Origin of the sequence: Pseudomonas sp. 13B_3.2_Bac1 (genome assembly GCF_025466205.1) — a bacterium.
Taxonomy (GTDB): Bacteria; Pseudomonadota; Gammaproteobacteria; order Pseudomonadales; family Pseudomonadaceae; genus Aquipseudomonas; species Aquipseudomonas fluorescens_H.
The window spans coordinates 32,903-54,964 of sequence record NZ_JANLOG010000117.1 but is presented as its reverse complement, the minus strand read 5'-3'; the positions used below and the strand labels follow the sequence as shown (position 1 = coordinate 54,964).

Below are 22,062 nucleotides of genomic sequence, written 5' to 3'. Positions count from 1 at the left end.
GGCTCCCGCCCACTTCTCTTTTCAGGAGGCAACCCATGAACATGGCACAGCATGCAGCAGAGATTGAACGGGAGGTGGGCAACCTCGGGGCGGTGAGTTGGCTGCCACGCCATCAGCCGTTGCCCAGCGCCAACGAGTCGTGGCTGGGCAGCATTCTGCTGGTGGAGCGCATCGGCATGTTTCCGGCGTCCGGCGACATTCGCCGAGCGCTGGCGGATCCCTATCCCCTGCTCGCCCATCTGAAACAACGCTATGCCGAGCAGGCGCTGGAAATGGATGACCGGGATGGGTTGAAAGTGATCTTCAGCGACTGGCGCTTCCGCGTACGCCTGTGCTGCAACGAGCCGGCGATCATCATCAATGTCGAGACGCGGTGTGCGACGCAGTTGATGCCGCAGAAGCTCAAAGAGCTACTGAGCCAGATCGAACAATTCGAATAGCACACTACCCCCTGTAGGAGCTGCCGAAGGCTGCGATCTTTTGATTTTAAGAGCAAGATCAAAAGATCGCAGCGTGCCGCAGCTCCTACAGGGGTTTCGTCGTGTCGCAACTGTCCGCGTTGATGCCACTGACAATCCAGCGGTAGAAGTAATCAGCAATCACCTTCCCGCCCGTGGCCGGCTGCGGATGAATCTTGTCCGGCCCGATCATCGCCGCCGCATAGCGTTTGACGTCAGGGCCGAACGCACATTGCAGATTGACAAAGCCCAACTGCTGCTCATGCGCCCACGGTTGCAGGACTTGCGCATACGCTGACATCGGATAGGCACTGGAACGCGTGGTGTCCTGACGCATGATCAGGTTGATGCTCGCCGCCGGTTGAATCTCGCGGATCATCGCCACCAGGCCCTGAACGTTGTGCAGATACTGCGCGGGTTTGACCCCGAAGCCCTGATCGTTGCCGCCGAGCATGATCAGGTAAACGTCGGCGGGAATCTTCGACACGGCAGCTTTCCACTGCACCTGCCATTGCGGGTCCTGGTGATAGAAATCCGCCGATGCCGCGCCCGATGCCGCCAGTTTCGAGACCCGCACGCCGCTCTGCTCGTTGCTCAGCCACAGGCCAAACAAAGTCGGCGCGCCCTTCACCACTTCCAGTTTGAATGACCAGTCTGCCGCCGAAGAGAGACCTGCGAGCGGTACTTCCTGTACGCCTGCCCCTTCAAGTTTCAAGGGCTGCCAGTCTTGCGCGGGCGTCCAGCGGTAACGCAGCTCACTGACTTCGCCGTTGCCCAGGTAGAGCAGTTTCGCCTGAGTGACTTGGGTGTCGATGGCGGGTGTCGGACTGGCATCGATTTGCAGCCAGGCGCCGGGTTTGCCGGTCACCGTGCGACTGTCGGGGCTCGCCTGGCCGAGGCCGGACACTTGCCAGCCACCACCGAAAAATTTTTCGCTGCTGCGGGTGTATTTGAAGTGCGTGCCACCAAGCGCCGCGCCATGGTTGAAACCGACATAACCGGGGCCGGCAAAACCGACCTCGCCGGCCACGTGCTGCACCAGTTTGTTCAGATAAAAATTCTGCCCGGCGCTGTAGCTGTCGCCGATCACCGAGACCGACAACACCTTCCCGGCCTTGCCTTCGCGCCACTGCGCAAAGCGCTCGCGGGCATCACCTACTTCCACCACCGACGCCGCGACGGGCTGAGCGTCATCTACTGCCAACATGCGTTATTTCCTTCAGTCTGGAATGGCCCCTTCGCGAGCAAGCCCGCTCCCACATTGGATCTCGGCAACTCACACAATCCCTGTGGGAGCGGGCTTGCTCGCGAAGCTTTTCAGCTATTGGCCGGTACCACCGGAACAATGTTCGCCACCGGCTTCTTCTTCGCCGCACGCTCCCCGAGAAACAGCACCGAAGTGACATTGAAGCGGCTGAAAATCATCGACAACACCACCGGCCCCAACAAGCCAAACAGCACGCCGCTGAGCACCAGAATGCTTTCGTCCTTTATCCCCAGCCGACCCATGACAAACCGTGAAGTCGCGGCGAACAGCACGTGGAACAGGAAGATCGCGTAAGAGTAGCCGCCCAGCCAGGTCAGCCATTTCGAGCGCATGTCACTCGACAGCAAGGCGATGCACGACACGCAGCCCACGGTCAGACCGATCAGGCTACGGCGGTCGACAATCAACTCGCGATCAATCGCCGCCACGTACAGCAGCGTCAGCGAGATCAGTACAAACACCAGCGGCCCGATCACCTTGAACCGCTGCTTCAGCGCCTCGACATTTTCCTGGCCGATCATCCCCGCCACAAAAAACGGCAGCAGGTAAATCGCCCCATTGATGCCGAACGCATCGAGCTTGAACGGCGGCAACAGAAACACCGCCGCAGCGAACCCGAACAGCAGGTACAAGCGCGTCATCGAGCGCAGCATCCCGCGCCATTCGAGTAGGCCGACGAACATGAAAATGATGAACACCGCCTGCAAGAACCAGAAGTGATTGACCGGCACCCAGAACGACAACAACGCATCGATCACCCCGACGTCCTTGTTCACCCCCGGCCCCACCGCCTGCAACACCGAGAACGGCACGCCGACGCAAAACAGCGGCACGATCAGCCGTCGCACCTTGCCGCTGAAGAATGCGGAAAAGTCATTGCCGCGAATTTTGTAGATCGAATAGATGTAGCCGGAAATGAAGGTGAACAGCGGCATGCGCACGTACACCATCGAGTCGGCGATGACGCGCAACGGCGAGCCGAGATCAATCTTCAAGCCCCCGCCCAACGGGCCGATGACGTGATAAAGCACCAGCAGCAGGCACGCCAGGCCACGCAGGGTTTCGATCTCCAGCGATTTTTTCTTGCTCGACATACAGCACCCGCCTTAATTCAGAACTCTTGATTCAACCCGCACCGGTTTGTTGGCGCGCAACATCAAACCCAGGCCGACAAACAACACCGGCACCACCATGGAAAAGTGCCGGGCGAAGGAACCGAAGTCCGGTTCGAACAAACCCTGCACCAGCAGGAACGCCAGCGGAATCGCGATCAGTTCCTTGGGTTTGGTCTCGATCGGTGCGCCTTTGTAGTCGGTGGAAGTGATGACTTTGAACAGCAGCAGCGCAGTCATGATCATCAACGCGACGAAGATCACCTGGCCCGGCCCGGACAACAGAATCAGCTCCACCGGGAACGACAGGCGGAAAAAAATGATCATCGAGTCCAACGCCTGCGAGACAAAATCACTACCGCTGAGCCACGAGACGATCAGCGATTTCGAGCCCTCCTCCCCCGCCGTACGCAACTCGTTGTTGCTGGCGCGAATCGACGACACCGGAAACCCCAGCGCCAGCTGAATCGCCATGGCCACCGCCAGATAAAACAGGAACAGCATCAGGAAGAAGGTGAAGCGCGACACGTACTTCTTCATCACGCAAACGCCGACCCACGACAGTGAAAACAGAATCCAGTAAGGCCGGATCAGCACGCCGTAAATCACCGCCGACAGAAAAAATCCGCCACGATATTTACGCGTCAGCGAGCTGAACAAAATGCTCAGCACCGCCACCGAAACGATGATTTCCTTGGTCAGGTTTTCCAGAAAAAACGAACGCACAATCCCCCACAGACACAGGGTGCCGAAGATCGCCAGCGGCATGCGCCGGAACACCACCACCGGAATCGCCGTGAGGAAGAAATTGCAGAACATCCCGTAGGCCCAGGCGTTGGTCAGGTTGATCCCGGTGGGCCGCAGCAGGAACGCCGAACACTCATAGGAGGAGCGATCCGGCGAGAACGGGTTCCAGAAATTGCAGTTGTCGGCGCGCGCGTAGGACGACCACAAGGTCATCGCATCCGGGCCCGGAGCGCGAGGGATCAGCAGCGGCATCGCCACCGACAGAAACAGCCCGGTGAACAGAATCAGGAACGACAGCGAGGAATCGAGTTTGCGTCCGCGAAACTCGATGCACGGCAACTTCAACCCCATGCCAACGCCCCTTTTGCACGGGTCGCCCGAGTCAACACGGCAATCACCCCGAGCTGGACGATGATCGCGAAGACATTGCCCCACGCCGCGCCATAAATCGAATAGTGCTTGATCAGCAGGTAGCTGACCGGCACCGACACCAGCAGGCAGATCGCCGCGCTGGCGAATGACACCCGACTGTTTTTCGAGGCAATCAGACCGCCCCAGACGATGTCGCCAATGGCCCGCAGGGCAAAGGAAAAGATCAGCACACCGAGAATCGCGTTATCCGGACGCGGCACGCTGGTGGCGACGTAATCGAGCACCACGTTGAAGAACAGGAAAATCAGCACCGCCACCGCCGCCGAAACCAGCAGCGAGCGCATCACCCACTTGTTGACGAACAAATGCCTGACCGTGAACGCCTGCTGATCCGCCTGAAACCGCTTGGCCAGCACCGGAATACCGACCACCGCCACCACCGCGTAGGACAGCGCCTGCAAAGTGTTCGCCGCCGACCACGCGTACACGTATTTACCGAGATTGGCATACGGTTCGAGATCGGCAATCAGGAAGCGCTCGGCGTACTGACTCAGCGCAATCAGCCCCGTACCGAAGTAGAACGGCAACCCGGCCTTCCACACGGTCGCCGTGGTCAGCGCCGCGCTGACCCGGCCCTTGTGCACGCTCACCACAATCAGGTAACCGGCGATGATCACCAGCACGTTGGCGGCCACCCACAGCCACAGCACACTGGCGATGCCGGAAACCCAGTCGAGCATCATCCCGCCCACCGCCAGCAGCGCCCAGAGGCCGGTCTTGATGAAGAACAGCAACGCGCCCGCGGTGGCTTTCTGCGCGGAAAACACGAACGAATTGATCTCGAACGACAGGTGTTCGGTGAGCAGCACCAGCGTCACGCAAAGAATCAACGCGGTGCCCGCCTCGAGCTGCTGGAACAGCGAGTAAATCCCCACTGTCACCAGCGACAGCAGCAGCCCCACCGCCAGATACAGCAGCAGGACTTTGTCGACCACCCGCCGCGAACTGCCGCCGACGCTGATCAGCCGATTGATCTCGGAACTGAAACCGGCGCTGTAGAACTTCGAGGCGATCAACGAAGCCGCGACCACCACCCCGTAAAACCCCAACGCTTCGTAGCCCAGGTAATGGGTGATGGCCAACACCAGCAAGAACTTCGCGCCCAAGGCTCCGCCGCGAAGCAGCAACCGAAATATCATCGAACGACGCCTTTGATGATCTCGTCCATGGCCACGGTTTTTGCCTCGATCTCGCGGCAGGTGTCGGTCAGGCGCTTGCCGAAATTCGACAGGGCATTCGGCGCGTAAACGGTGTCGATGATCTGCTCGACATCGATGTCGCCACCGTTGATCACCCAGTCTTCCACGCCCATGTCCTGATAGGCGCCAAAGCCTTTGCGCTCATAGCTGATGTGGTACGCCGGGACACCGGACAGCAGCGACTCGATGGCGCCGTGCAGACGCACCGAGATCACCAGGTCCGGCTGATATTTGGCAATCGTCGCCTTCAACGACAGCAGGTCTTCGCTGATGCCCAGTTCGCGATAGAACGCACCGTCATCGTTGCCGCGAACGGCGCTCTGCACGGCGCAGACCACTTTGCTTTTGTTCTTTAGGCGCTGCAGCAGCAACTTCAGGTTGGCGACGTAAGCGATCTTCTTGTCCTTGCTCCACTCCGGCGGCTTGCGCAGCACCACGCACACGGTGGCGGGCGATGCGGCGCAGCGGGTGAACTTGGGTTGCTGAAGGATCTTGCTGGCCAACGACTGCACCGCCAGATCCGGCGCGCGGTAGACGTTTTCGCAGGCATCGAACATCGCCGAGGAGCGGTTATCGCGCACGAACACCGCATCGGCACTGGCGTAGTGCTCGACGATCTTGCGGCTCTCGCCATGGAACGGCCCGATGCTTTGCGGCAGGTACACCGACGGCACCTTGCTGAGAATCGCCGTTTCCAGTTGCTTGGCGTGGCCCAGTTTCAGCTTGATGTGTTCGAAGGCACTTTTCGAGCGCATGTAGCCGCCACCGACGCCAACGATCAGATCAGTCTTGCGCAACAGATCCGCCAGCCCGGCATACGACTGATTGAGGAACACCGCCTGCTTGACCCGCCCCAGCCCCTTGGCCGCCATCACCGGTGCGTCGAAACGCGGGTGCGGCAAGTAGGCGAAAGACTGCGGATCGGACGCCACGACATTGATCGCGGTGTCTTCACCAAAGTTGCGCTGCACCAACGCGATGGCCAGATCGACGAGCAGGCCGTCACCGGAGTTGGACGCACTGTAGCCATGCAAAATCGTTACGTTCATAAGCTTGAGTTCTACTTAATAAGTGGGAGCGCAATACACGTCGTAGGTCTGGCGGATCATCAGCGCGGCGCTGAAACGCTCGCGCACGATGTTCCGGCCTTCGCTGCCGAGGTCGAGCAACCGCGGCTTCTGGATTCGCGCCAGCACATCGGCCAGCGCCTGGTGATCACCGGTAGGAAAGACGTAGCCGGACACTTCATGGGTGACCAGTTCGGGCAGCGACGTGCAGTTGCTGGCGATCACCGGCAAGCCCATGGCCATGCCTTCCAGCGGCACCATGGCGAAGCCTTCCCAGCGACTCGGGACGATCAGCGCGTCGGCCTGTTGATACAGCGCCTGCACCTCGGCCGGCGTGACCCACGGCAGGTACTCGACGGCGTCCATCTGCGGACACTCGACCTTGTCCTCGTTGACCGCACTGCCGACCACCGTCAGTTTCAGATCGCTGCGTTGCACCTTGGCGAAAGCCTTGAGCAACACGTCGAAACCTTTCTGGTAGTCGAGACGACCGACGAACAGCAGATGAATCGGCGCGGGGCTCTCGGCCTTCGGCGCCTCGTCACGCTGATGAATGCCGTTGTAGATCAGCTTCATGCGCGAGCGCTGAATGCCGAACCGTGCGGCCTTGTCCATCTCGTAGCGGCTGACGCAGATGATCACGTCGGTCACCCGCTGCAGGACGCGCTCGATCCACGCGTAGAGCTTCTGCTTGGTCGGCGAGCTTTCCATCAGGAACGAAAAGGCGTGTGGGCAGTAGACGATTTTCGGCTTGCGCCACGGTCGCAGAAGCACGCAGACCACGCGGCCGATCACCCCGGAAAAAGTGCTGTGCAAATGCACCACATCGGGTTTTTCCTTGAGCATCACCCGGGTCAGTTGCCAGGCAAAACGCAGCAGCGAACGCACATCGCGCCCGCTGCGTTCGAACGTGCGAATCTGCTGCTCATCGATACCGTGCAGCTCTTTTTTCTGGTCGAGCGGCACCAGATAGACCAGCTCGTAATTCGAGTCCTGGCCTTCGGGAGAGGCCGAGATGGTGCGGATAACGGTGGCGACCCCACCTTTTATCGTTTCAGCCACGTGCAGTATTTTCTTCACAACCCACCCACTTCCTTGCATGTAAGGACAATCGCTGACACTCAGGATTTGTCGGACGCGTACTCGTAGTTGTAGTAACCGTAGTTGCCGTTGCCGTAGTAACTGGCGGCGCGCTTCTCGACGCCGTTGAACACCGCGCCCTTGAGTTCGATGCCGTTCTGCGCGAAGCGGCGAATGGTCATTTCGATCTCCTTGGCCGGGTTCACCGCAAACCGCGTGACGATCAGGCTGATCCCGGCTTCACGCCCGACAATCGCCGCGTCCGTCACCGCCAGCAGTGGCGGTGTATCGATGATCACCACGTCGTAGCGCTGACTCAGCTCGGCGAGCAGATCGCGGAAGTTGGAGTGCATCAGCAGCTCGGAAGGATTGGGTGGAACCTGGCCACGGCTGATGAAGTGCAGGTTGTCGATTTCCACCTTATTGATCGCCTGCTCGATGCTGCAGCGCTTGACCAGCAGGTCCGACAGGCCATTGGCGATCGGCACATTCAGCGTCTTGTGCAGGTGGCCCTTGCGCATGTCGGCGTCGATCAGCAACACGCGCTGACCGCTCTGCGCCATGACCGCCGCGAGGTTGGACGAGACGAAGGTCTTGCCGACCTGCGGGCTGGGGCCGGAGATCATGATCCGGTTGTTGGTCGAATCCAGCGCGGCGAAATGCAGGCAGGTACGCAGGCTGCGGATCGACTCGATGGACAGGTCGGTCGGGTTGCGCAGCGCCAGCAGATAGGCCGGTGTTTCGGCGGTGATTTTGGCCCGGCCCTTTTTCGTGTCCTCGTCGCGCTGCAAGGCGCTGTAGGGAATCGAGGCGTACACCGGCAGCCCGAGCTGTTCGATGGCTTCCGGGCCTTCCAGACCTTTGCTCAGGGATTTGCGCAACAGCACCAGCGCCACACCGAGAAAGGCGCCGAGGAACGTCGCGATCAACACGATCAGGGCTTTTTTCGGTTTGACCGGACTGCTCAGGTCGACATCCGCCGGATCGATCAAGCGTACGTTGCCCACCGCACCGGCGCGGACGATGTCCAGCTCCTGGGATTTGTTCAGCAACTGCGTGTAGATCTGCGAAGCGACTTCCACATCGCGGGTCAGGTTGAGCAGTTCCTGTTGCGTCGCCGGCAGATCGCCGACCTTGCCTTCCAGCGATTTCTGCTGCTGGGTCAATTCGCCAATCTGCGACATCAGCGCGCGATACGCCGGATGCTGCTTGGTGAACTTGCGGTCCATTTCCGCCTGCTGCATTTTCAGCTCGGAAATCCGCGTTTCCAGCGCCACGGATTGACCCAGCACCGATTGGGTTTCCAGGGAAATGTTCACGGTCTTGCCACGGGTCTGATACGCGTTGAGCGCATCGCTGGCCTTGGCCAGATCACGCTTGACCTGCGGCAACTGGCTTTGCAGGAACGCCAGGCTTTGCGCCGCCTCCGCCGAGGTGCGACGCACGTTCTGATCGACGTACAGCGCGGCGATCTTGTTGAGGATCTTCACTGCCTCGGCGGCATCGGAACTGGCCAGCGCCAGGCGAATAATCCCCGACTCCTTGCCTTGCTCGGAAATATCCAGCGCATCCTGGTAACCCTGAATGGTCACAATCCGTGGATAGCGCACCACTTCAAAGCGGGTGCCGGGGTTGGCTTGCAGGCGTTCGATCAAACCCTCGACGCCGTCCTGGGCGAAGGCTTCGCCCGCAACGCCCTCGACCAGCAGGTTGTCGTTGTCATCGAGCAACTGGAAGTGCTGTTGTTCGCCAGCCACCAGGGTGAGCTTCTTGCCCAACAGTTCTTTGGGCAGATTGAGCCGGGTAAACGCCAGACGCTCGCCGCCCCAGGCGTAGCTGTTGAGTCCAAAACGCGGCGGCGCCACGCTGAATTCGGTTTCGCCGCGATAACGCCGGGCGAGAAAACCACCGATGACCGGGAAGGTGTTGGGGGTGACGTCGATGTCCAGGCGCAGATCGTCGACGGTTTTGCCGATCACCGCGCGGGACTTGATGATGCCGATTTCGGTCACCGACGGCGATTGCCCGCCGAGCATGCTGCTGAGGTCGGAAAAGCCGAGCATGTCGTTCTTTTTCGGTTCGACCTGAACCAGCGCGTTCGCCAGGTACACCGGCGTCGCCAATACCGCATAGGCAACACCAGCGGCCATGAAGGCACCGGTGAATGCACCGATCAGCCATTTCTGGTCGATCAAACTGCCGAATATACCCAGAAGATCAATACTGTCTTGATCGTTATCACGGTTGGCGATTACTGACGGTAACTGCATAAGTCTTTCTTACCATTCACTGATCTGAAGAATATTCATCAATGTCCGAGGCGCTGCGCCCACGAGCTAACAGCATCTTCAATCAATGCATGGGCATGAATAAAAGCGGCCTTACCTTGACGATACGGATCCTGTATTTCTCTTTCGCTCTGCCACTTGCCAAGAAGAAACACTTTGCCTCGGGCGTGCGAGGCAATCTTCAGTACCTGATTCACATGTTGTTTTTCCATGACCAGAATCAAGTCTGATTCATTGACGATATCGGCGGTCAATTGCCGGGCCTGGAAGCCCTCGGCGCTGTGCCCGTGGTCTTCCAGCACCTGGCGCGCCGACGCTTCCATGCCTTCGCCAACCCGCGCCGCGAGGCCTGCGGAAGTCACAGAGATGGTTGAGGGGGTCAGCGCGTTACGCAGCAGAAGTTCTGCTGTCGGACTTCGGCAAATATTGCCAACGCACACGACAAGGATCTTTTTGAACAAGGTTTACATTCCTGTGTAATATCATTCTGCCAACATCTAGAGCGGATCTTAATGAACCCACTAGATCATTCTGCACTCAGAAATAGATTCGCCCTGTCAGTACCAGTGTATTAAGTACCACAGCGCCAAAAGTCGCCAAAACAGAATTACCGGACTAAAAATAACTGTGATTTTCAGGTCTGGTTTTCCTGACAAAAAATAACATTGGCGCACTTAGTGCCAATGTTAGTTTCGAAGCAGTTATCACGAGATACCTTTTCGCCGTTGTCATTTCTCACCTGGAGAACCGACATGAAGTCAGCCCATCTCAAACACCTGAGCGCCCTGACCCTGCTACTGCTGGCGGCAACCGGCGAGAGTCAGGCCAATGAACTGTTCCCGGCATTACCCGCCAATAAAACCATCGGGGTTCAGGTCAAAGTCCAGACCTTCTCCGCCGCCGACGCCGAGCGCGTCAAAGCCACCGGCTTCACTTTCGTGCGCTTTGGCGTATGGACTGACAGCCTGCCCAGCGCGGCCTACCAGAAGCAGATCAGCGATGCCTTCGCAGTGGCCCGCGCAGCCGGTCTGCCGGTGCTGATGACCCTGCGCGCGACCAAGCCGTTACCGGCCAATGATCTGGCGAACGCCGGGGTCGCGTATGCCAACGCGTTAACCAGCCTGGCGACGACCTACGGCTCGCAACTGGTGGCGATCGAGTTGTGGAATGAGCCGGACCTCGACACCTACTGGCCGACCGGCAATTTCGATACGACGTTCGTGCCGTTCATGAGCGCAGCGTGCAAAACCCTGCAGGACAAGCCGCAAGCCATCCCGGTGATCGGTTTTGGCTTTGCCCGCCCGCCGACTGCCGGCTCGGCGTCCACCGTGGCACTCAACCGAATTGTCAGCGAATACCCTAAATGCCTCAGCGCGGTTTCCTACCATCCCTATGGCATGACCGGCACGCAGATCAGCAACGCCCAGACGTTTATCCAGCAGAACTTCCACCTGCCGGGGGTGATCAGCGAATGGGGTATCTCGGCGCTCCCCTCCAACGGCGGCACCGAAGGCCAAGCCAGTAAAATCAGTGCATTCGTGGCCGATATCAAAACCCGCAACATTGCCCTGACCTCGATTTACGAATGGAAAAACAGCGACACCGGCAGCAACGACCGCGAGAAGAACTTCGGTCTGTTGACCGCCGACGGCCAGCCGAAACCGGCGGAAACTGCGGTCAAAACCCAACTGAGCCAGCAATAACCTCCATTGATGTGCTCAAGGGGCGCTGGCCGTCAGTTGCTTTGAACCTGTGACCGCTTTTGGCATCGTATTCATCGATACCGCGCCCCGCCCATCAAGCAGCCGTTCTCAGGTTGTTGCCAGCGGGGCCTCCGATACGCCCGGATACCCTTGAGTGACTGTCAGCGCTCGGGTAATGTCGTCAAACCCACAGGACAGAGCACACCCATGACTTCCAAGCTGGAACAACTCAAACAGATGACCACCGTGGTCGCCGACACCGGCGACTTCGAAGCGATCGCCCGGGTCAAGCCGGTCGACGCCACCACCAACCCTTCCCTGCTGCTCAAGGCAGCCGCCATCCCGGCTTACGCCGAGCTGCTGAACGCCTGCGTCAGCGACTGCAAGGGCGATGTGGGCCTGGCCAGCGACCGTTTTGGCGTCGCCGTGGGCCAGGAAATCCTCAAAGTGATCCCGGGCCGGATTTCCACCGAAGTGGATGCGCGCCTGTCGTTCGACCAGGATGCCGTGCTCAAGCGTGCGCATCGCCTGATCGAGCTGTACGACAAGGCCGGCATCGGCCGTGACCGCGTGCTGATCAAGATCGCTTCGACCTGGGAAGGCATCCGCGCCGCCGAAATTCTCGAGAAGGAAGGCATCCAGACCAACCTGACCCTGCTGTTCTCCTTCGCTCAGGCTGCCGCTTGCGCTGACGCCGGGGTATTCCTGATCTCGCCGTTCGTGGGCCGCATCTATGACTGGTACAAGAAGGCCAACGGCAACGACTACACCGGCGCCGATGATCCAGGCGTGCAGTCGGTCACTCGCATCTACAACTACTACAAGGCCAATGACTACAAGACCGTGGTCATGGGCGCCAGCTTCCGTAATCTGAGCCAGATTGAGCAACTGGCCGGTTGCGACCGTCTGACCATCAGCCCGGACCTGATCGACAAGCTCGCGGCAGACACCGGCAAACTGGAGCGCAAACTCGCCCCGGGCCACGCTGGCGAAGCCCGCCTGAGCCTGAATGAAGCGCAGTTCCGTTGGTTGTCCAACGAAGACGCGATGGCCACCGAGAAACTGGCTGAGGGCATCCGTCAGTTTGCCCGTGACCAGGAGAAGCTTGAGGCGCTGCTGCAGGCCAAGCTGTGATCTGAGTCGCTGAAATGCAAAAAGGGCGAACCCGGTTGGGTTCGCCCTTTTTATTTGTGCAGCGCGGGAGGATGCATCGTCTGAACTGACGCCTTCGCGAGCAAGCCCGCTCCCACAGGGTCAGGTGTGGAATGAAGATCTCGGATTCACTCAATCACTGTGGGAGCGGGCTTGCTCGCGAAGAGGCCGGAACAAACACCCTCCCCCCTAGGGAATCAATGTCTTTCGAGGGCATTCACCAGGTCATGGAAGGCTTCACGATTGGAGTCGTTCAGGCCCATGAGGATCTTGTGCGCTTCGAGCACCTTGATCCGCACCACTTCTTCGGACTGATCCTGATCCGGCAGATCGTCCAGGCACTCGGGGCAAGGCACCGGGTGGTTGACGATGTTGAACACCTGCTCGAAGCCCATCGATTGCAGCAGGCGGGTGATGTCTTCGTGGGTGGTGACGACGGTCGGCAGCAGGCCGACCTTTTGCCGCGACAGGATCGACAGTTTGGCCAGCAGACCGAGGGTGGTGCTGTCGATGCTACGGGTTTCGGTCAAATCGATCACGATCGCGTTGAAATTCAACGCGGTGAAGATTTTCTCAATAGTCGCATCCAACGCCGAACACAGGGTCAGGCGAACTTCACCGACGAACTTCAGGACGAAGGTGCCGTCCTGCTCGGCGAACTGGATTCTACCGGTACTCATTGAAGGTTCCTGCTCAACACCAACAGGGCGATATCATCCGGCATCTCCCCTAGCGTGGCCAATTCAAACACTTGCCGCAGACCATCCAGGCTGCCGCCCGCCGCCTTCACCCGTTGAGGCAAAGCGGCTTCTTTTTCCTTGAGCGTCGGTTCTGGCAACAGATCCAGAATGCCGTCGGACATCAGCGTCAGGCTGAAAGTCGGAGGCAGCTCAAGCACGTGATCTTCGTAGGTGGCCTCATTGAACAAGCCCACCGGCAAACCGCGGCCTTCGAGGTAACGAACACTGTCAGGCGTGTACAACACAGGCAACGGCAGATGGCCGCCGATGCTATAGGTCAACAAACCGGTCTCCTCGTCGATGACTCCACCGACCATTGTGACGTGCTTGCCCAGCTTACAGCTGATCAGCCCCCGGTTGATATGACCAAGCACTTCCGAAGGCTTGAATTCCGGCAACGTGCCGTTGCGCTTGGACTCGAACAGCAAGCGCGTGGTCATGAACTTCAGCAGCACGGTGACGAACGCTGAAGAGGCGCCATGGCCCGAGACGTCGGCCAGGTAGAATGCCACCCGACGCTCGTCGACGCGGAAGTAATCGACAAAATCACCCGACAGGTACAGCGACGGGATGATCTGGTGAGCAAACTGAAATTCGTCAATGCGCCACGGGCTTTCCGGCAGCATGTTCATCTGCACCTGGCGACCGGCGTTCTGGTCTTCCTGGAGCAGGTTCAGGCTGGCTTCGAGCTCGCGGTTGGCCTTCTCCAGCTTCTCGCGGTAGCGCTGGTTCTCCAGCAACAGGCGCGCACGATCAAGCGCGCGACGCACCGAGTGCTCGAGCACGGCCAGGTCTTCGAGAGGCTTGATCAGGTAGTCCGCTGCACCCAGGCGCAGCGCCTCGACCGCGTCGTTCATCACGCCCGCCCCCGAAACGACGATCATCGGCGTTTGCGGTGACCGCTCGGTGACCTGACGGATGAATTCGAGACCGCCCATCTGCGGCATGCGCAGATCGCAGATGACCAGGTCGGGCTTGTCTTGCTCGAATACCTGAAGACCCTGTTGGCCGTTGCTGGCCTGCAGGACGCTGAAACCACTGTCTTCCAAATAGGCCGCGAGGCTCGCGCGCACTACTTCGTCATCATCGATTATCAGCAGCGTGGCACTGGTTTTTGGCATGTGGGCAAACGGCGCCAGAATTAGGTTGGCGTAGCAGGCGGGGCATCGGCCCGGCTCAGACTACTGGATTCGCTTTCTAGCCTCTCTGCTGCACCGCTTTCGAGCACTGAGCCGGAACGCGATTGCACCAGAGGTGCCCTTCTAAGGCGCAGACGGTACTCCCATCCGCGGGGCGTTTCAAGCATGCGCCGATGGTCGCTTGACGACTTTACTTGTCAAATCACCGAGAGTTATAAGAACAGCTCAAACCGTAACCCAATGGAAGGTCAAAGCCATGAGTCAAACCGGTCGGGACTACAGCGAAAAGCGCGATTTCATCCGCATGCGGGTCGATGCCGATGTGGTGTTGATTCATGAAGGGGATCAGGTGTCGGGCGTGTGCATCGACCTCTCCAGCAGTGGCATGCAGGTTGAAGCACCGCGCCAGTTCGCGGTCGGCGACCGCTTGAGCGTGCGCATCGACTCCGAGCACGCGGCGCTGAGCGGACTGGAGGCCGAGACTGAAGTGGTCTGGGTCAAGCCCCAGGACGGTGACAGCCAGAAACTCGGTCTGACCATTCTGAAGATGAAATAAGCGCACACAAAAAAGGCGGCCTCAAGAGGCCGCCTTCTGGTCATGGATCGACATTAAAAATCGTCTACGACCTTACCATCCTTGACCTTGAACTCGCGGTTCTGCAGGTAGGCGTTGCGGATGAAGGTGTATTTGTCGCCGCTGATCAGCTTTTCGCTCGACAGCAGGCTGGCGCGGGTGTCGACGATGTTCAGGCCGAACGTCGAGTTACGCACCGGGATGTCGTTGATGTAGCGATACGGAGCGGTGTAGCTGTCGACGTATTTCGACGGTGCGTCACGCAGGGTGCTAGGGCCGAGCAACGGCAGCATCACATACGGACCGCTGCCAACGCCCCAGTAACCGAGAGTCTGACCGAAGTCTTCGTCGCTGCGATGCAGGCCCATTTTCGTGCCGACGTCGAAGAAGCCCAGCAGGCCGAAGGTGGTGTTGAAAATGATACGCGCGGTATCGACACCGGCTGCTGCAGGTTTGGCCTGCAGAATGTTGTTCGCCAGGTTGGTGACATCACCGACGTTGCGGAACATGTTGTGGATGCCGTCCTCGAGGAACTGCGGCGTCACGTACTCGTAACCCTGCGCCAGCGGCTTGAGCGCGTAGGTGTCGACGAAGTCGTTGAACTGGAAGATCGGGCGGTTGACGCTTTCCCAAGGGTCTTCTTCCGTTGCGGCGTTGGCGGCGAACGGAACCAGCAAGACGCTGGCACATACACATAGCTGAGCGAGAGGATTGCTCCAGCGCATAGAAAAACTCCTTGGATTTTTACTGGCGCGGGCACCCGGGCCCAGGCGTTAAGACCGCTAGTATAAGCGCAAAAGCCGTTTTGGGCAGTCTACCAATGAAGAGTCGTGTAGGACCTTTCCAAGCCCCCTTCACACGCCTGTCATCCAACTGTCACCGCCGTCCCCTAGCCTCATGACTATTTCAGGGACGTTGCCATGACACACGCTGAAGCCTTGCCTGTCGCCGCGCCCGGTCTGACCGCCGTGCTGTTCGGACTCAGTGGCTGTCTGGTGGATTTCGGTGCCCGCGCCCATCAACACGCCAGCGTACTGCCCGAACAGGCCGACGCCACGCCTGGCGCCCTCGACAGCCTGCTCAGCCTGCAGCGCCAGCAGATTCCCTGTGCGTGGATTGATGAGCTGCCCCCGGCCCTCGCGCAACCGCTGGCGGCCTCGCTGCCGGGTTGGATCAAACCGACGCAATATTCAGCAACAATCAATCCATGGCCAGCGCCGAACGCCTGCTGGCAGGCGCTGATGGGGTTGAACGTCAGCCGTCTGGATGGCTGCGTGCTGGTCAGCGGCGAGCCACGCCTGCTGCAATCTGGCCTCAACGCCGGGTTGTGGACCATTGGCCTGGCGTCCTGCGGCTCGTTGTGTGGCCTGGCGCCGAGCGAGTGGCAAGCCTTGAGCCAGAAGGAGCGCGAGCAGCTGCGCGGCAAGGCGACCCTGCAATTGTTTGGCCTCGGCGTGCACTCGGTGATCGATCATCTGGGCGAACTCGACACTTGCCTGGCCGACATCAGCCTGCGCCGCCTCAAAGGCGAAAAGCCCTGACCGGGATCATGCAGGTTGCAGCAGAGTGGATTAATCTAATGGTCAGCCATAGACCTTTGGCGCGCGGCTGCGGTCAATGCCAGTGCCTATAGATAAAAGGAACCACACCATGCCCGCCCGTGAACTTCAAGAACAGCTCAATACCCTGCGCGAGCAACTGGAGCAGAATCCGCCGCTGTCCGAAGCCGAGCGTGAAGATCTGCGTGCGCTGATGGCGCAGATTGAATCGGAAATCAAACTGGAAACTGCCACTCAGGACGCGAGCATCGCCGACGGTGTGAACCTGGCGGTGGAACGCTTCGAAGTCGAACACCCGGCCATTGCCGGCACCCTGCGCAATATCGTCAATGCGCTAGGCAGCATGGGGATCTGATTCCCCTCCCCCGAAATGCAAAAAGCCCTGCCATCACTGGCAGGGCTTTTTCATCGGTGCGATTTGAAACGCAGTCCCTTGTAGGAGTGAGCCTGCTCGCGATTGCGGTGTATCAGTCGACATCCAAGTTGAATGTCAGTCCGCTATCGCGAGCAGGCTCACTCCTACGGGAGTTATTTATTGACGCACCAGGCGATGGTTCGGCAGTTGTACCGCTTCAGTGCTGCGATACGGGTTGATATCCAGCCCACCCCGACGCACATAGCGCGCAAACACCGTCAGTTTCTCCGGCTTCAGCAAACGTTGCAGGTCGAGGAAGATCCGCTCCACGCACTGTTCGTGGAAGTCCGAATGCTGGCGGAAACTGACGATGTACTCCAGCAGGCTCGCGTGATCCAGCGCCGCGCCGCGATATTCAACTACCACGCTGCCCCAGTCCGGCTGACTGGTCACCGGGCAATTGGATTTGAGCAGATGGCTGTGCACGCTCTCTTCGACAATCCGCGAATCATCGCAACGCAGCAGTTCCGGACGCGGATGCTCATAGTTGCTGACGCTGATATCCAGATCGTCGATGCACACGCCCGGCAACGCCACGACGCCTTCGGCTTCGACATCTTTCAGGCTGCGCACGCGCACGCCGACCGGTTTGCCGGCAGCGGCCGACAAGTCCTTGACCAGCGTCGCTTCCAGGCTGGCGATATCGGCAAACGGCGTCTGGTTCAGCGAGTTCAGGTACAGCTTGAACGACTTCGATTCGATGATGTTCGGCGAATCCGCCGGAATGCTGAATTCACCGATCGCTACCACCGGTTTACCCGAGGGCAACAACCACGACAGTTCAAAGCAGTTCCAGAAATCCACGCCTTTGTACGGCAGGGTTTCGGCGGTCAGGCCCAGCTCGGCCCATTTCGCGGTACGCGGAATCGGGAACAGCAGGGACGGCGTGTAAGTGGCGATGTATTCGCTGGATTTGCCCAGCGGCGAATGTTCGGCTGCGGGATGCATGGCGGAAACCTGACTGAAGAATCAGCGGATTCTATCAGCCTTTGCGCCCGCCTTTGAGTGCTTACTGACTGACAGTCAGTTTGCCGACCATGCCCGCCTGGTAGTGACCGGGAATATTGCAGGCAAATTCCAGGCTGGTGGCTTTGCTGAAGGTCCAGGTCAGCTCAGCGGTCTTGCCCGGCTCGACCAGCACGCTGTTGGGGTCGTCGTGCTTCATGCCGTGGTCCATGCTGCCGTGATCCATGCCGGCCATGTCGTGGGACATTTCTTTCATGCCGGTAGGCGTGAGCATGCCGCTTTGCTGCATCTGCAACATTTCCTGCTGGTGTCTGGCATGCATCGCCGCGTCGCCGAGGTTGAATTCGTGCAGCAACTGGCCTTTATTCACCAGCACAAAGCGAACCGTCTCACCGGCCTTGACCTGAATCGCCTTCGGCTCGAACGACATGTCGTTCAGCACCACCTCGATGCTGCGGCTGGCCTGGGCCGCCGGGGCCGGTTGGCCGAAGTCATAGCTGTGCGCGGGTGCGGCCCAGACAGGTGAACTCAGCGCCAGCAAACAGGCGGCGACGGCCAGAGGGTTGCGCAAAAACATAGTCATACTCCAACAAGAAAAGGTTCAGCCTGTGGGAAACTCTAGCCCGCCTGCGCTGGCAGCTACCTGACAGACAGATTACAACTTTGTCAGGTTGGCGCCTGTCGCCTGCTCTCACGGTATAAAGCTTTCGTTTCTACAACCCGAGCCGCCCATGAAACTGCTGATCGTCGAAGACCAACCGAAAACCGGCCACTATCTGCGCCAGGGCCTGACCGAGGCCGGGTTCAACACAGAGCTGGTGGCCGACGGCAACAGCGGTCAGCAACTGGCCTTGAGCGGTGATTATGCGCTGCTGATCCTCGACGTGATGCTGCCCGGGCGCAGCGGTTGGCAGATCCTGCATGCGGTGCGCACTGCCGGCCTCGACACGCCGGTACTGTTTCTGACCGCCAAAGATGCCGTGGAAGACCGGGTTCACGGCCTCGAACTCGGCGCCGACGATTATCTGGTCAAACCCTTCGCCTTCTCCGAACTGCTGGCCCGGGTGCGCAGCCTGCTGCGCCGGGGCAGCGCCCTGCCCCAGGAAACCAGTCTGCAACTGGCCGATCTGCGTCTGGACCTGATCCGCCGTCGCGTCGAACGCAGCGGTCAGCGCATCGACCTGACCGCCAAGGAGTTCGCCCTGTTGGAAATGCTTCTGCGCCGCCAGGGTGAAGTGCTGCCGAAATCGCTGATTGCCTCGCAAGTCTGGGACATGAACTTCGACAGCGACACCAACGTGATCGAAGTGGCGATCCGGCGCCTGCGCCTGAAGATCGACGATGACTTCCCCAACAAACTGATCCACACCGTGCGCGGCATGGGTTACGTGCTTGAAGAGCGTCCGGCCTGATGCCTCGCCTGTCCCTGAGTTCGCGTCTGGCCTTGCTGTTTGCCGCCTGCACCTCCGTGGTCTCGCTGTTCGCCGGGGTGCTGTTCAACCGCGCCAGCGAGGCGCACTTCATTGAGCTCGACCAGCAATTGCTCGACGGCAAGCTGATCGGTTTGCGCCGTGCCTTGCAGGATGTTCAGGCCAGCGAGAGTGAAACGCGGCTGGCCGATGAACTCAGCCGGCAGGCCGATCTTTCGCTGCGCATCACCGGGGCCGATGGCCAGCGCTGGTATGACAGCTCGATCAAAGTACCACCGGACTTGCCGCAACAGCCCGGCCTGTCGACCATCAGCAATGACGGCATGGACTATCGCGTGCTCAATGCCCCGCTCTACCCGGACAAACCCGATACGCCCCAACTGACACTGCTGCTGGACATCACCCATCACCAGCACTTTTTGCAACGCATGCAGCACCTGATCTGGCTGACCGTCGGGTTGTCGGCGCTGGCCACCGCGCTGCTCGGCGCCTGGGCTGCACGCAGCGGCTTGCGTCCGCTGCGGCGCATGAGTGCAGTGGCACGTGGGATTTCCGCACATTCGCTCAACGCCCGACTGCCGGAAGCGCAAATGCCGCCAGAACTGGCGGAAATGGCCCACAGCTTCAACGCAATGCTCGGACGCCTCGACGACTCGTTTCAACGGCTGTCGGCGTTCTCTGCCGACATCGCCCATGAACTGCGCACACCGCTGTCGAATCTGCTGACCCACACCCAGGTCACCCTCACCCGCCCGCGACCGATCGAGGATTACCGCGAAGCCCTGCACAGCAATCTCGAAGAACTGCAATGGATGGCGCAACTGGTCAACGACATGCTTTATCTGGCCAAGGCTGACCACGGTTTGCTGATGCCCAAGCGTGAGGCGCTGGAACTGGCGGATGAGAGCGATGTGCTGCTGGAGTTTTTTGCGCCACTGGCCGAGGACGCCGGGGTGACGCTGAGCCGCGAAGGTCATGCGCGCATGGAAGGTGATCGCAATATGTTGCGCCGGGCCTTGTCGAATCTGCTGGACAACGCGCTGCGATTTACTCCGGCGACGGGCAGCGTGCGCTTGTCCATCGTCGATCAGCCGCACAGGGTGCAGGTGTCGGTGGAGAACAGTGGCGAAGGCATTTCAACAGAACTGTTGCCACGGCTGTTTGACCGGTTTTATCGGGCGGATCCGGCGCGGCAGGAAGGCAGCAGTGAACATGCTGGGTTGGGGTTGGCGATTACCCAATCGATCGTCCGCGCGCATGGTGGGCAGATTCATTGCGAATCGGCTGCGGGGTGGACGCGGTTTGTGATTGAGTTGCCCAAGGGAGTTTGAGGCCAGCAGGTCCGGCCCCTTCGCGAGCAAGCCCGCTCCCACATTGGATCTGCGTCGTACACAAATCCCCTGTGGGAGCGGGCTTGCTCGCGAAGGCGGTATTGGCGCTTACGAATATCTCAACGCGTGAGCCGGCTCGATCTTCGCCGCCCGCAACGCCGGGTACACCGTCGCCAGGAAGCTCAGAATAAAGCCTGCCGAGCAGATCAACAGCACATCCCCGCCCTGCAATTCCGAAGGCAGGTTGCTGACGAAGTACACATCGGAACTGAAGATGTGCTGGCCAGTGACACGCTCGACCCAACCAACCATTTCACTGACGTTGAGCGCCGCGATCACCCCGAGCACGCCGCCAATCAGTGTGCCGACAATGCCGATCACCGTGCCCTGCACCATGAAGATCGCCATGATCTGCCGTGGCGTGGCGCCGATGGTGCGCAGGATCGCGATGTCCGCGCCCTTGTCGTTCACCACCATGATCAGCGTGGCGATGATGTTGAACGCCGCCACCGCGACGATCATCAGCAACAGCAGGCCGATCATGGTTTTTTCCATTTTCATCGCGCTGAACAGGCTGCCCTGGGTGTGGGTCCAGTCATCCGCCTTGAAGTCGGCACCGAGACCAGCGGCGATGTCCGAGGATACTTTCGGCGCGGCGTACAGGTCCTTCACCGCCAGGCGCACGCTCTGCACCTGATTCGGCTGCCAGTGCTGCATGGTCGCGGCATCGGCCACGTGAATCAGGCCCATCGAACCGTCCAGTTCGGCGCCGACCTTGAACACACCGACTACGTTCAGGCGCTGCATGCGCGGGGTGATACCCCCCGGTGCGGTGCTGACTTCCGGCACGATCAGGGTGATCTTGTCACCGACATTGAGACGGAAGCGCCGCGCGGTGATTTCACCGATCACCACACCGAACTCGCCGGGTTTCAGATCATCAAGACGACCCTGCACGATGTGCTGGGCCACGATCGACACCTTGCCTTCCTGGGCCGGATCGACACCGCTGATCTGGATTGGCTGCATCGAGCCCTTGTAGGACAGCATGCCTTCCATCTCGGTGAACGGCACGGCGGCGGTCACTTCGGGATTTTTCAGCGCGGCAGCGGCCACTGGCTGCCAGTCATCGATCGGCTTGACGCCAACGATGGTCGCGTGCGGCACCATGCCGAGGATGCGCGAGCTCATCTCGCGCTGAAAACCGTTCATCACCGACAGCACCACGATCATCGCCAGCACGCCGAGGGCGAGCCCGATCATCGAAGTCATCGAGATGAACGAAACAAAGCGATTGCGGCGTTTGGCGCGGGTATAGCGCGTGCCGATAAAGATCGATAACGGTCTGAACATTCGCTGGGGCACCGTATAAAAATAAAAGACCCGATGCCTTTTCAGGCACC

The 22,062-nt window shown here is 59.7% G+C and carries 22 protein-coding genes; 8 read left to right on the top strand and 14 right to left on the bottom strand.

Annotated features, from left to right (window positions below; genetic code table 11):
* The first annotated feature begins 35 nt into the window (after positions 1–35).
* A complete protein-coding gene (locus tag NTD85_RS19485; RefSeq protein WP_262142962.1) occupies positions 36–440 on the top strand; it encodes a mannose-1-phosphate guanylyltransferase in 405 nt (134 codons plus the stop codon).
* Positions 441–525: 85 nt separating this feature from the next.
* Here NTD85_RS19485 and NTD85_RS19480 read toward each other — a convergent pair whose 3' ends face one another.
* The 8 genes from NTD85_RS19480 to NTD85_RS19445 form a co-directional block, all read right to left on the bottom strand.
* On the bottom strand, positions 526–1,665 hold the full coding sequence (locus tag NTD85_RS19480; protein WP_262142961.1) for an SGNH/GDSL hydrolase family protein: 1,140 nt from the start codon (positions 1,663–1,665) through the stop codon (positions 526–528).
* Positions 1,666–1,775: 110 nt separating this feature from the next.
* Positions 1,776–2,819 (bottom strand): acyltransferase family protein, encoded by a 1,044-nt coding sequence (locus NTD85_RS19475; RefSeq protein WP_262142960.1) that lies wholly within the window; start codon positions 2,817–2,819, stop codon positions 1,776–1,778.
* Positions 2,820–2,831: 12 nt separating this feature from the next.
* Positions 2,832–3,935 carry a hypothetical protein gene (locus NTD85_RS19470; protein WP_003226536.1) on the bottom strand — a complete coding sequence of 368 codons (1,104 nt, stop codon included), beginning with the start codon at positions 3,933–3,935 and terminating at the stop codon, positions 2,832–2,834.
* Positions 3,926–5,155: a polysaccharide biosynthesis C-terminal domain-containing protein gene (locus NTD85_RS19465; RefSeq protein ID WP_262142959.1), complete on the bottom strand. Its 1,230-nt coding sequence runs from the start codon at positions 5,153–5,155 to the stop codon at positions 3,926–3,928. Before NTD85_RS19465 ends, NTD85_RS19470 begins: the two co-directional genes overlap by 10 nt.
* Positions 5,152–6,264, bottom strand: coding sequence for a polysaccharide pyruvyl transferase family protein (locus tag NTD85_RS19460; RefSeq protein WP_262142958.1), 1,113 nt, complete (start codon positions 6,262–6,264; stop codon positions 5,152–5,154). Before NTD85_RS19460 ends, NTD85_RS19465 begins: the two co-directional genes overlap by 4 nt.
* A gap of 15 nt (positions 6,265–6,279) precedes the next feature.
* On the bottom strand, positions 6,280–7,362 hold the full coding sequence (locus NTD85_RS19455; RefSeq protein ID WP_003226542.1) for a glycosyltransferase: 1,083 nt from the start codon (positions 7,360–7,362) through the stop codon (positions 6,280–6,282).
* A gap of 41 nt (positions 7,363–7,403) precedes the next feature.
* A complete protein-coding gene (locus NTD85_RS19450; RefSeq protein ID WP_262142957.1) occupies positions 7,404–9,632 on the bottom strand; it encodes a polysaccharide biosynthesis tyrosine autokinase in 2,229 nt (742 codons plus the stop codon).
* Positions 9,633–9,670: 38 nt separating this feature from the next.
* A complete protein-coding gene (locus NTD85_RS19445; protein WP_003226547.1) occupies positions 9,671–10,111 on the bottom strand; it encodes a low molecular weight protein-tyrosine-phosphatase in 441 nt (146 codons plus the stop codon).
* A 291-nt stretch (positions 10,112–10,402) separates the two neighbouring features.
* On the opposite strand from NTD85_RS19445, the gene NTD85_RS19440 reads away from it, so the two are divergent.
* A complete protein-coding gene (locus tag NTD85_RS19440) occupies positions 10,403–11,353 on the top strand; it encodes a glycosyl hydrolase family 5 (RefSeq protein ID WP_262142956.1) in 951 nt (316 codons plus the stop codon).
* A gap of 207 nt (positions 11,354–11,560) precedes the next feature.
* The gene (gene tal / locus NTD85_RS19435) at positions 11,561–12,487 is read left to right on the top strand and encodes a transaldolase (RefSeq protein WP_027611470.1); all 927 of its coding nucleotides are present in this window, start codon (positions 11,561–11,563) and stop codon (positions 12,485–12,487) included.
* A 215-nt stretch (positions 12,488–12,702) separates the two neighbouring features.
* Here tal and rssC read toward each other — a convergent pair whose 3' ends face one another.
* Together rssC and rssB are read right to left on the bottom strand one after the other, a co-directional pair.
* Positions 12,703–13,185, bottom strand: coding sequence for an anti-sigma factor antagonist RssC (gene rssC, locus NTD85_RS19430; RefSeq protein WP_003226553.1), 483 nt, complete (start codon positions 13,183–13,185; stop codon positions 12,703–12,705).
* Entirely contained in the window at positions 13,182–14,366 is a 1,185-nt protein-coding gene (gene rssB, locus NTD85_RS19425; RefSeq protein ID WP_003226555.1) for a two-component system response regulator RssB, read from the bottom strand. The genes rssC and rssB overlap by 4 nt, the downstream gene beginning before the upstream one ends.
* Positions 14,367–14,640: 274 nt before the next feature.
* On the opposite strand from rssB, the gene NTD85_RS19420 reads away from it, so the two are divergent.
* Positions 14,641–14,940 (top strand): PilZ domain-containing protein, encoded by a 300-nt coding sequence (locus tag NTD85_RS19420; RefSeq protein ID WP_003226557.1) that lies wholly within the window; start codon positions 14,641–14,643, stop codon positions 14,938–14,940.
* A 53-nt stretch (positions 14,941–14,993) separates the two neighbouring features.
* On the opposite strand, the gene NTD85_RS19415 is transcribed toward NTD85_RS19420, so the two are convergent.
* The gene (locus NTD85_RS19415) at positions 14,994–15,683 is read right to left on the bottom strand and encodes a VacJ family lipoprotein (RefSeq protein WP_103485780.1); all 690 of its coding nucleotides are present in this window, start codon (positions 15,681–15,683) and stop codon (positions 14,994–14,996) included.
* A 195-nt stretch (positions 15,684–15,878) separates the two neighbouring features.
* Here NTD85_RS19415 and NTD85_RS19410 point away from each other — a divergent pair, with 195 nt between their 5' ends.
* Both NTD85_RS19410 and NTD85_RS19405 read left to right on the top strand, forming a co-directional pair.
* A complete protein-coding gene (locus NTD85_RS19410) occupies positions 15,879–16,499 on the top strand; it encodes an HAD family phosphatase (RefSeq protein ID WP_262142955.1) in 621 nt (206 codons plus the stop codon).
* 109 nt (positions 16,500–16,608) lie between these two features.
* Positions 16,609–16,872, top strand: a complete 264-nt coding sequence (locus tag NTD85_RS19405; RefSeq protein WP_103485781.1) for a DUF4404 family protein — start codon at positions 16,609–16,611, stop codon at positions 16,870–16,872.
* Positions 16,873–17,049: 177 nt separating this feature from the next.
* On the opposite strand, the gene queF is transcribed toward NTD85_RS19405, so the two are convergent.
* Both queF and NTD85_RS19395 read right to left on the bottom strand, forming a co-directional pair.
* Complete coding sequence (queF, locus tag NTD85_RS19400) at positions 17,050–17,880, bottom strand: NADPH-dependent 7-cyano-7-deazaguanine reductase QueF (RefSeq protein ID WP_003226566.1); 831 nt, start codon at positions 17,878–17,880, stop codon at positions 17,050–17,052.
* Positions 17,881–17,941: 61 nt separating this feature from the next.
* Positions 17,942–18,475, bottom strand: coding sequence for a cupredoxin family protein (locus NTD85_RS19395; protein WP_262142954.1), 534 nt, complete (start codon positions 18,473–18,475; stop codon positions 17,942–17,944).
* Positions 18,476–18,629: 154 nt separating this feature from the next.
* Here NTD85_RS19395 and NTD85_RS19390 point away from each other — a divergent pair, with 154 nt between their 5' ends.
* Positions 18,630–19,310, top strand: coding sequence for a heavy metal response regulator transcription factor (locus NTD85_RS19390; protein ID WP_103520045.1), 681 nt, complete (start codon positions 18,630–18,632; stop codon positions 19,308–19,310).
* Positions 19,310–20,659, top strand: a complete 1,350-nt coding sequence (locus tag NTD85_RS19385) for a heavy metal sensor histidine kinase (RefSeq protein ID WP_262142953.1) — start codon at positions 19,310–19,312, stop codon at positions 20,657–20,659. Before NTD85_RS19390 ends, NTD85_RS19385 begins: the two co-directional genes overlap by 1 nt.
* Positions 20,660–20,767: 108 nt before the next feature.
* Here NTD85_RS19385 and NTD85_RS19380 read toward each other — a convergent pair whose 3' ends face one another.
* Complete coding sequence (locus NTD85_RS19380; RefSeq protein WP_103485785.1) at positions 20,768–22,012, bottom strand: lipoprotein-releasing ABC transporter permease subunit; 1,245 nt, start codon at positions 22,010–22,012, stop codon at positions 20,768–20,770.
* Between the last annotated feature and the right edge of the window lie 50 nt (positions 22,013–22,062).

Coding starts and splice junctions, on each gene's coding strand:
- NTD85_RS19485 (WP_262142962.1), top strand. CDS start 36: ATGAACATGGCACAGCATGCAGCAGAGATTGAACGGGAGGTGGGCAAC.
- NTD85_RS19480 (WP_262142961.1), bottom strand. CDS start 1,665: ATGTTGGCAGTAGATGACGCTCAGCCCGTCGCGGCGTCGGTGGTGGAA.
- NTD85_RS19475 (WP_262142960.1), bottom strand. CDS start 2,819: ATGTCGAGCAAGAAAAAATCGCTGGAGATCGAAACCCTGCGTGGCCTG.
- NTD85_RS19470 (WP_003226536.1), bottom strand. CDS start 3,935: ATGGGGTTGAAGTTGCCGTGCATCGAGTTTCGCGGACGCAAACTCGAT.
- NTD85_RS19465 (WP_262142959.1), bottom strand. CDS start 5,155: ATGATATTTCGGTTGCTGCTTCGCGGCGGAGCCTTGGGCGCGAAGTTC.
- NTD85_RS19460 (WP_262142958.1), bottom strand. CDS start 6,264: ATGAACGTAACGATTTTGCATGGCTACAGTGCGTCCAACTCCGGTGAC.
- NTD85_RS19450 (WP_262142957.1), bottom strand. CDS start 9,632: ATGCAGTTACCGTCAGTAATCGCCAACCGTGATAACGATCAAGACAGT.
- NTD85_RS19440 (WP_262142956.1), top strand. CDS start 10,403: ATGAAGTCAGCCCATCTCAAACACCTGAGCGCCCTGACCCTGCTACTG.
- tal (WP_027611470.1), top strand. CDS start 11,561: ATGACTTCCAAGCTGGAACAACTCAAACAGATGACCACCGTGGTCGCC.
- rssC (WP_003226553.1), bottom strand. CDS start 13,185: ATGAGTACCGGTAGAATCCAGTTCGCCGAGCAGGACGGCACCTTCGTC.
- rssB (WP_003226555.1), bottom strand. CDS start 14,366: ATGCCAAAAACCAGTGCCACGCTGCTGATAATCGATGATGACGAAGTA.
- NTD85_RS19420 (WP_003226557.1), top strand. CDS start 14,641: ATGAGTCAAACCGGTCGGGACTACAGCGAAAAGCGCGATTTCATCCGC.
- NTD85_RS19415 (WP_103485780.1), bottom strand. CDS start 15,683: ATGCGCTGGAGCAATCCTCTCGCTCAGCTATGTGTATGTGCCAGCGTC.
- NTD85_RS19410 (WP_262142955.1), top strand. CDS start 15,879: ATGACACACGCTGAAGCCTTGCCTGTCGCCGCGCCCGGTCTGACCGCC.
- NTD85_RS19405 (WP_103485781.1), top strand. CDS start 16,609: ATGCCCGCCCGTGAACTTCAAGAACAGCTCAATACCCTGCGCGAGCAA.
- queF (WP_003226566.1), bottom strand. CDS start 17,880: ATGCATCCCGCAGCCGAACATTCGCCGCTGGGCAAATCCAGCGAATAC.
- NTD85_RS19395 (WP_262142954.1), bottom strand. CDS start 18,475: ATGTTTTTGCGCAACCCTCTGGCCGTCGCCGCCTGTTTGCTGGCGCTG.
- NTD85_RS19390 (WP_103520045.1), top strand. CDS start 18,630: ATGAAACTGCTGATCGTCGAAGACCAACCGAAAACCGGCCACTATCTG.
- NTD85_RS19385 (WP_262142953.1), top strand. CDS start 19,310: ATGCCTCGCCTGTCCCTGAGTTCGCGTCTGGCCTTGCTGTTTGCCGCC.
- NTD85_RS19380 (WP_103485785.1), bottom strand. CDS start 22,012: ATGTTCAGACCGTTATCGATCTTTATCGGCACGCGCTATACCCGCGCC.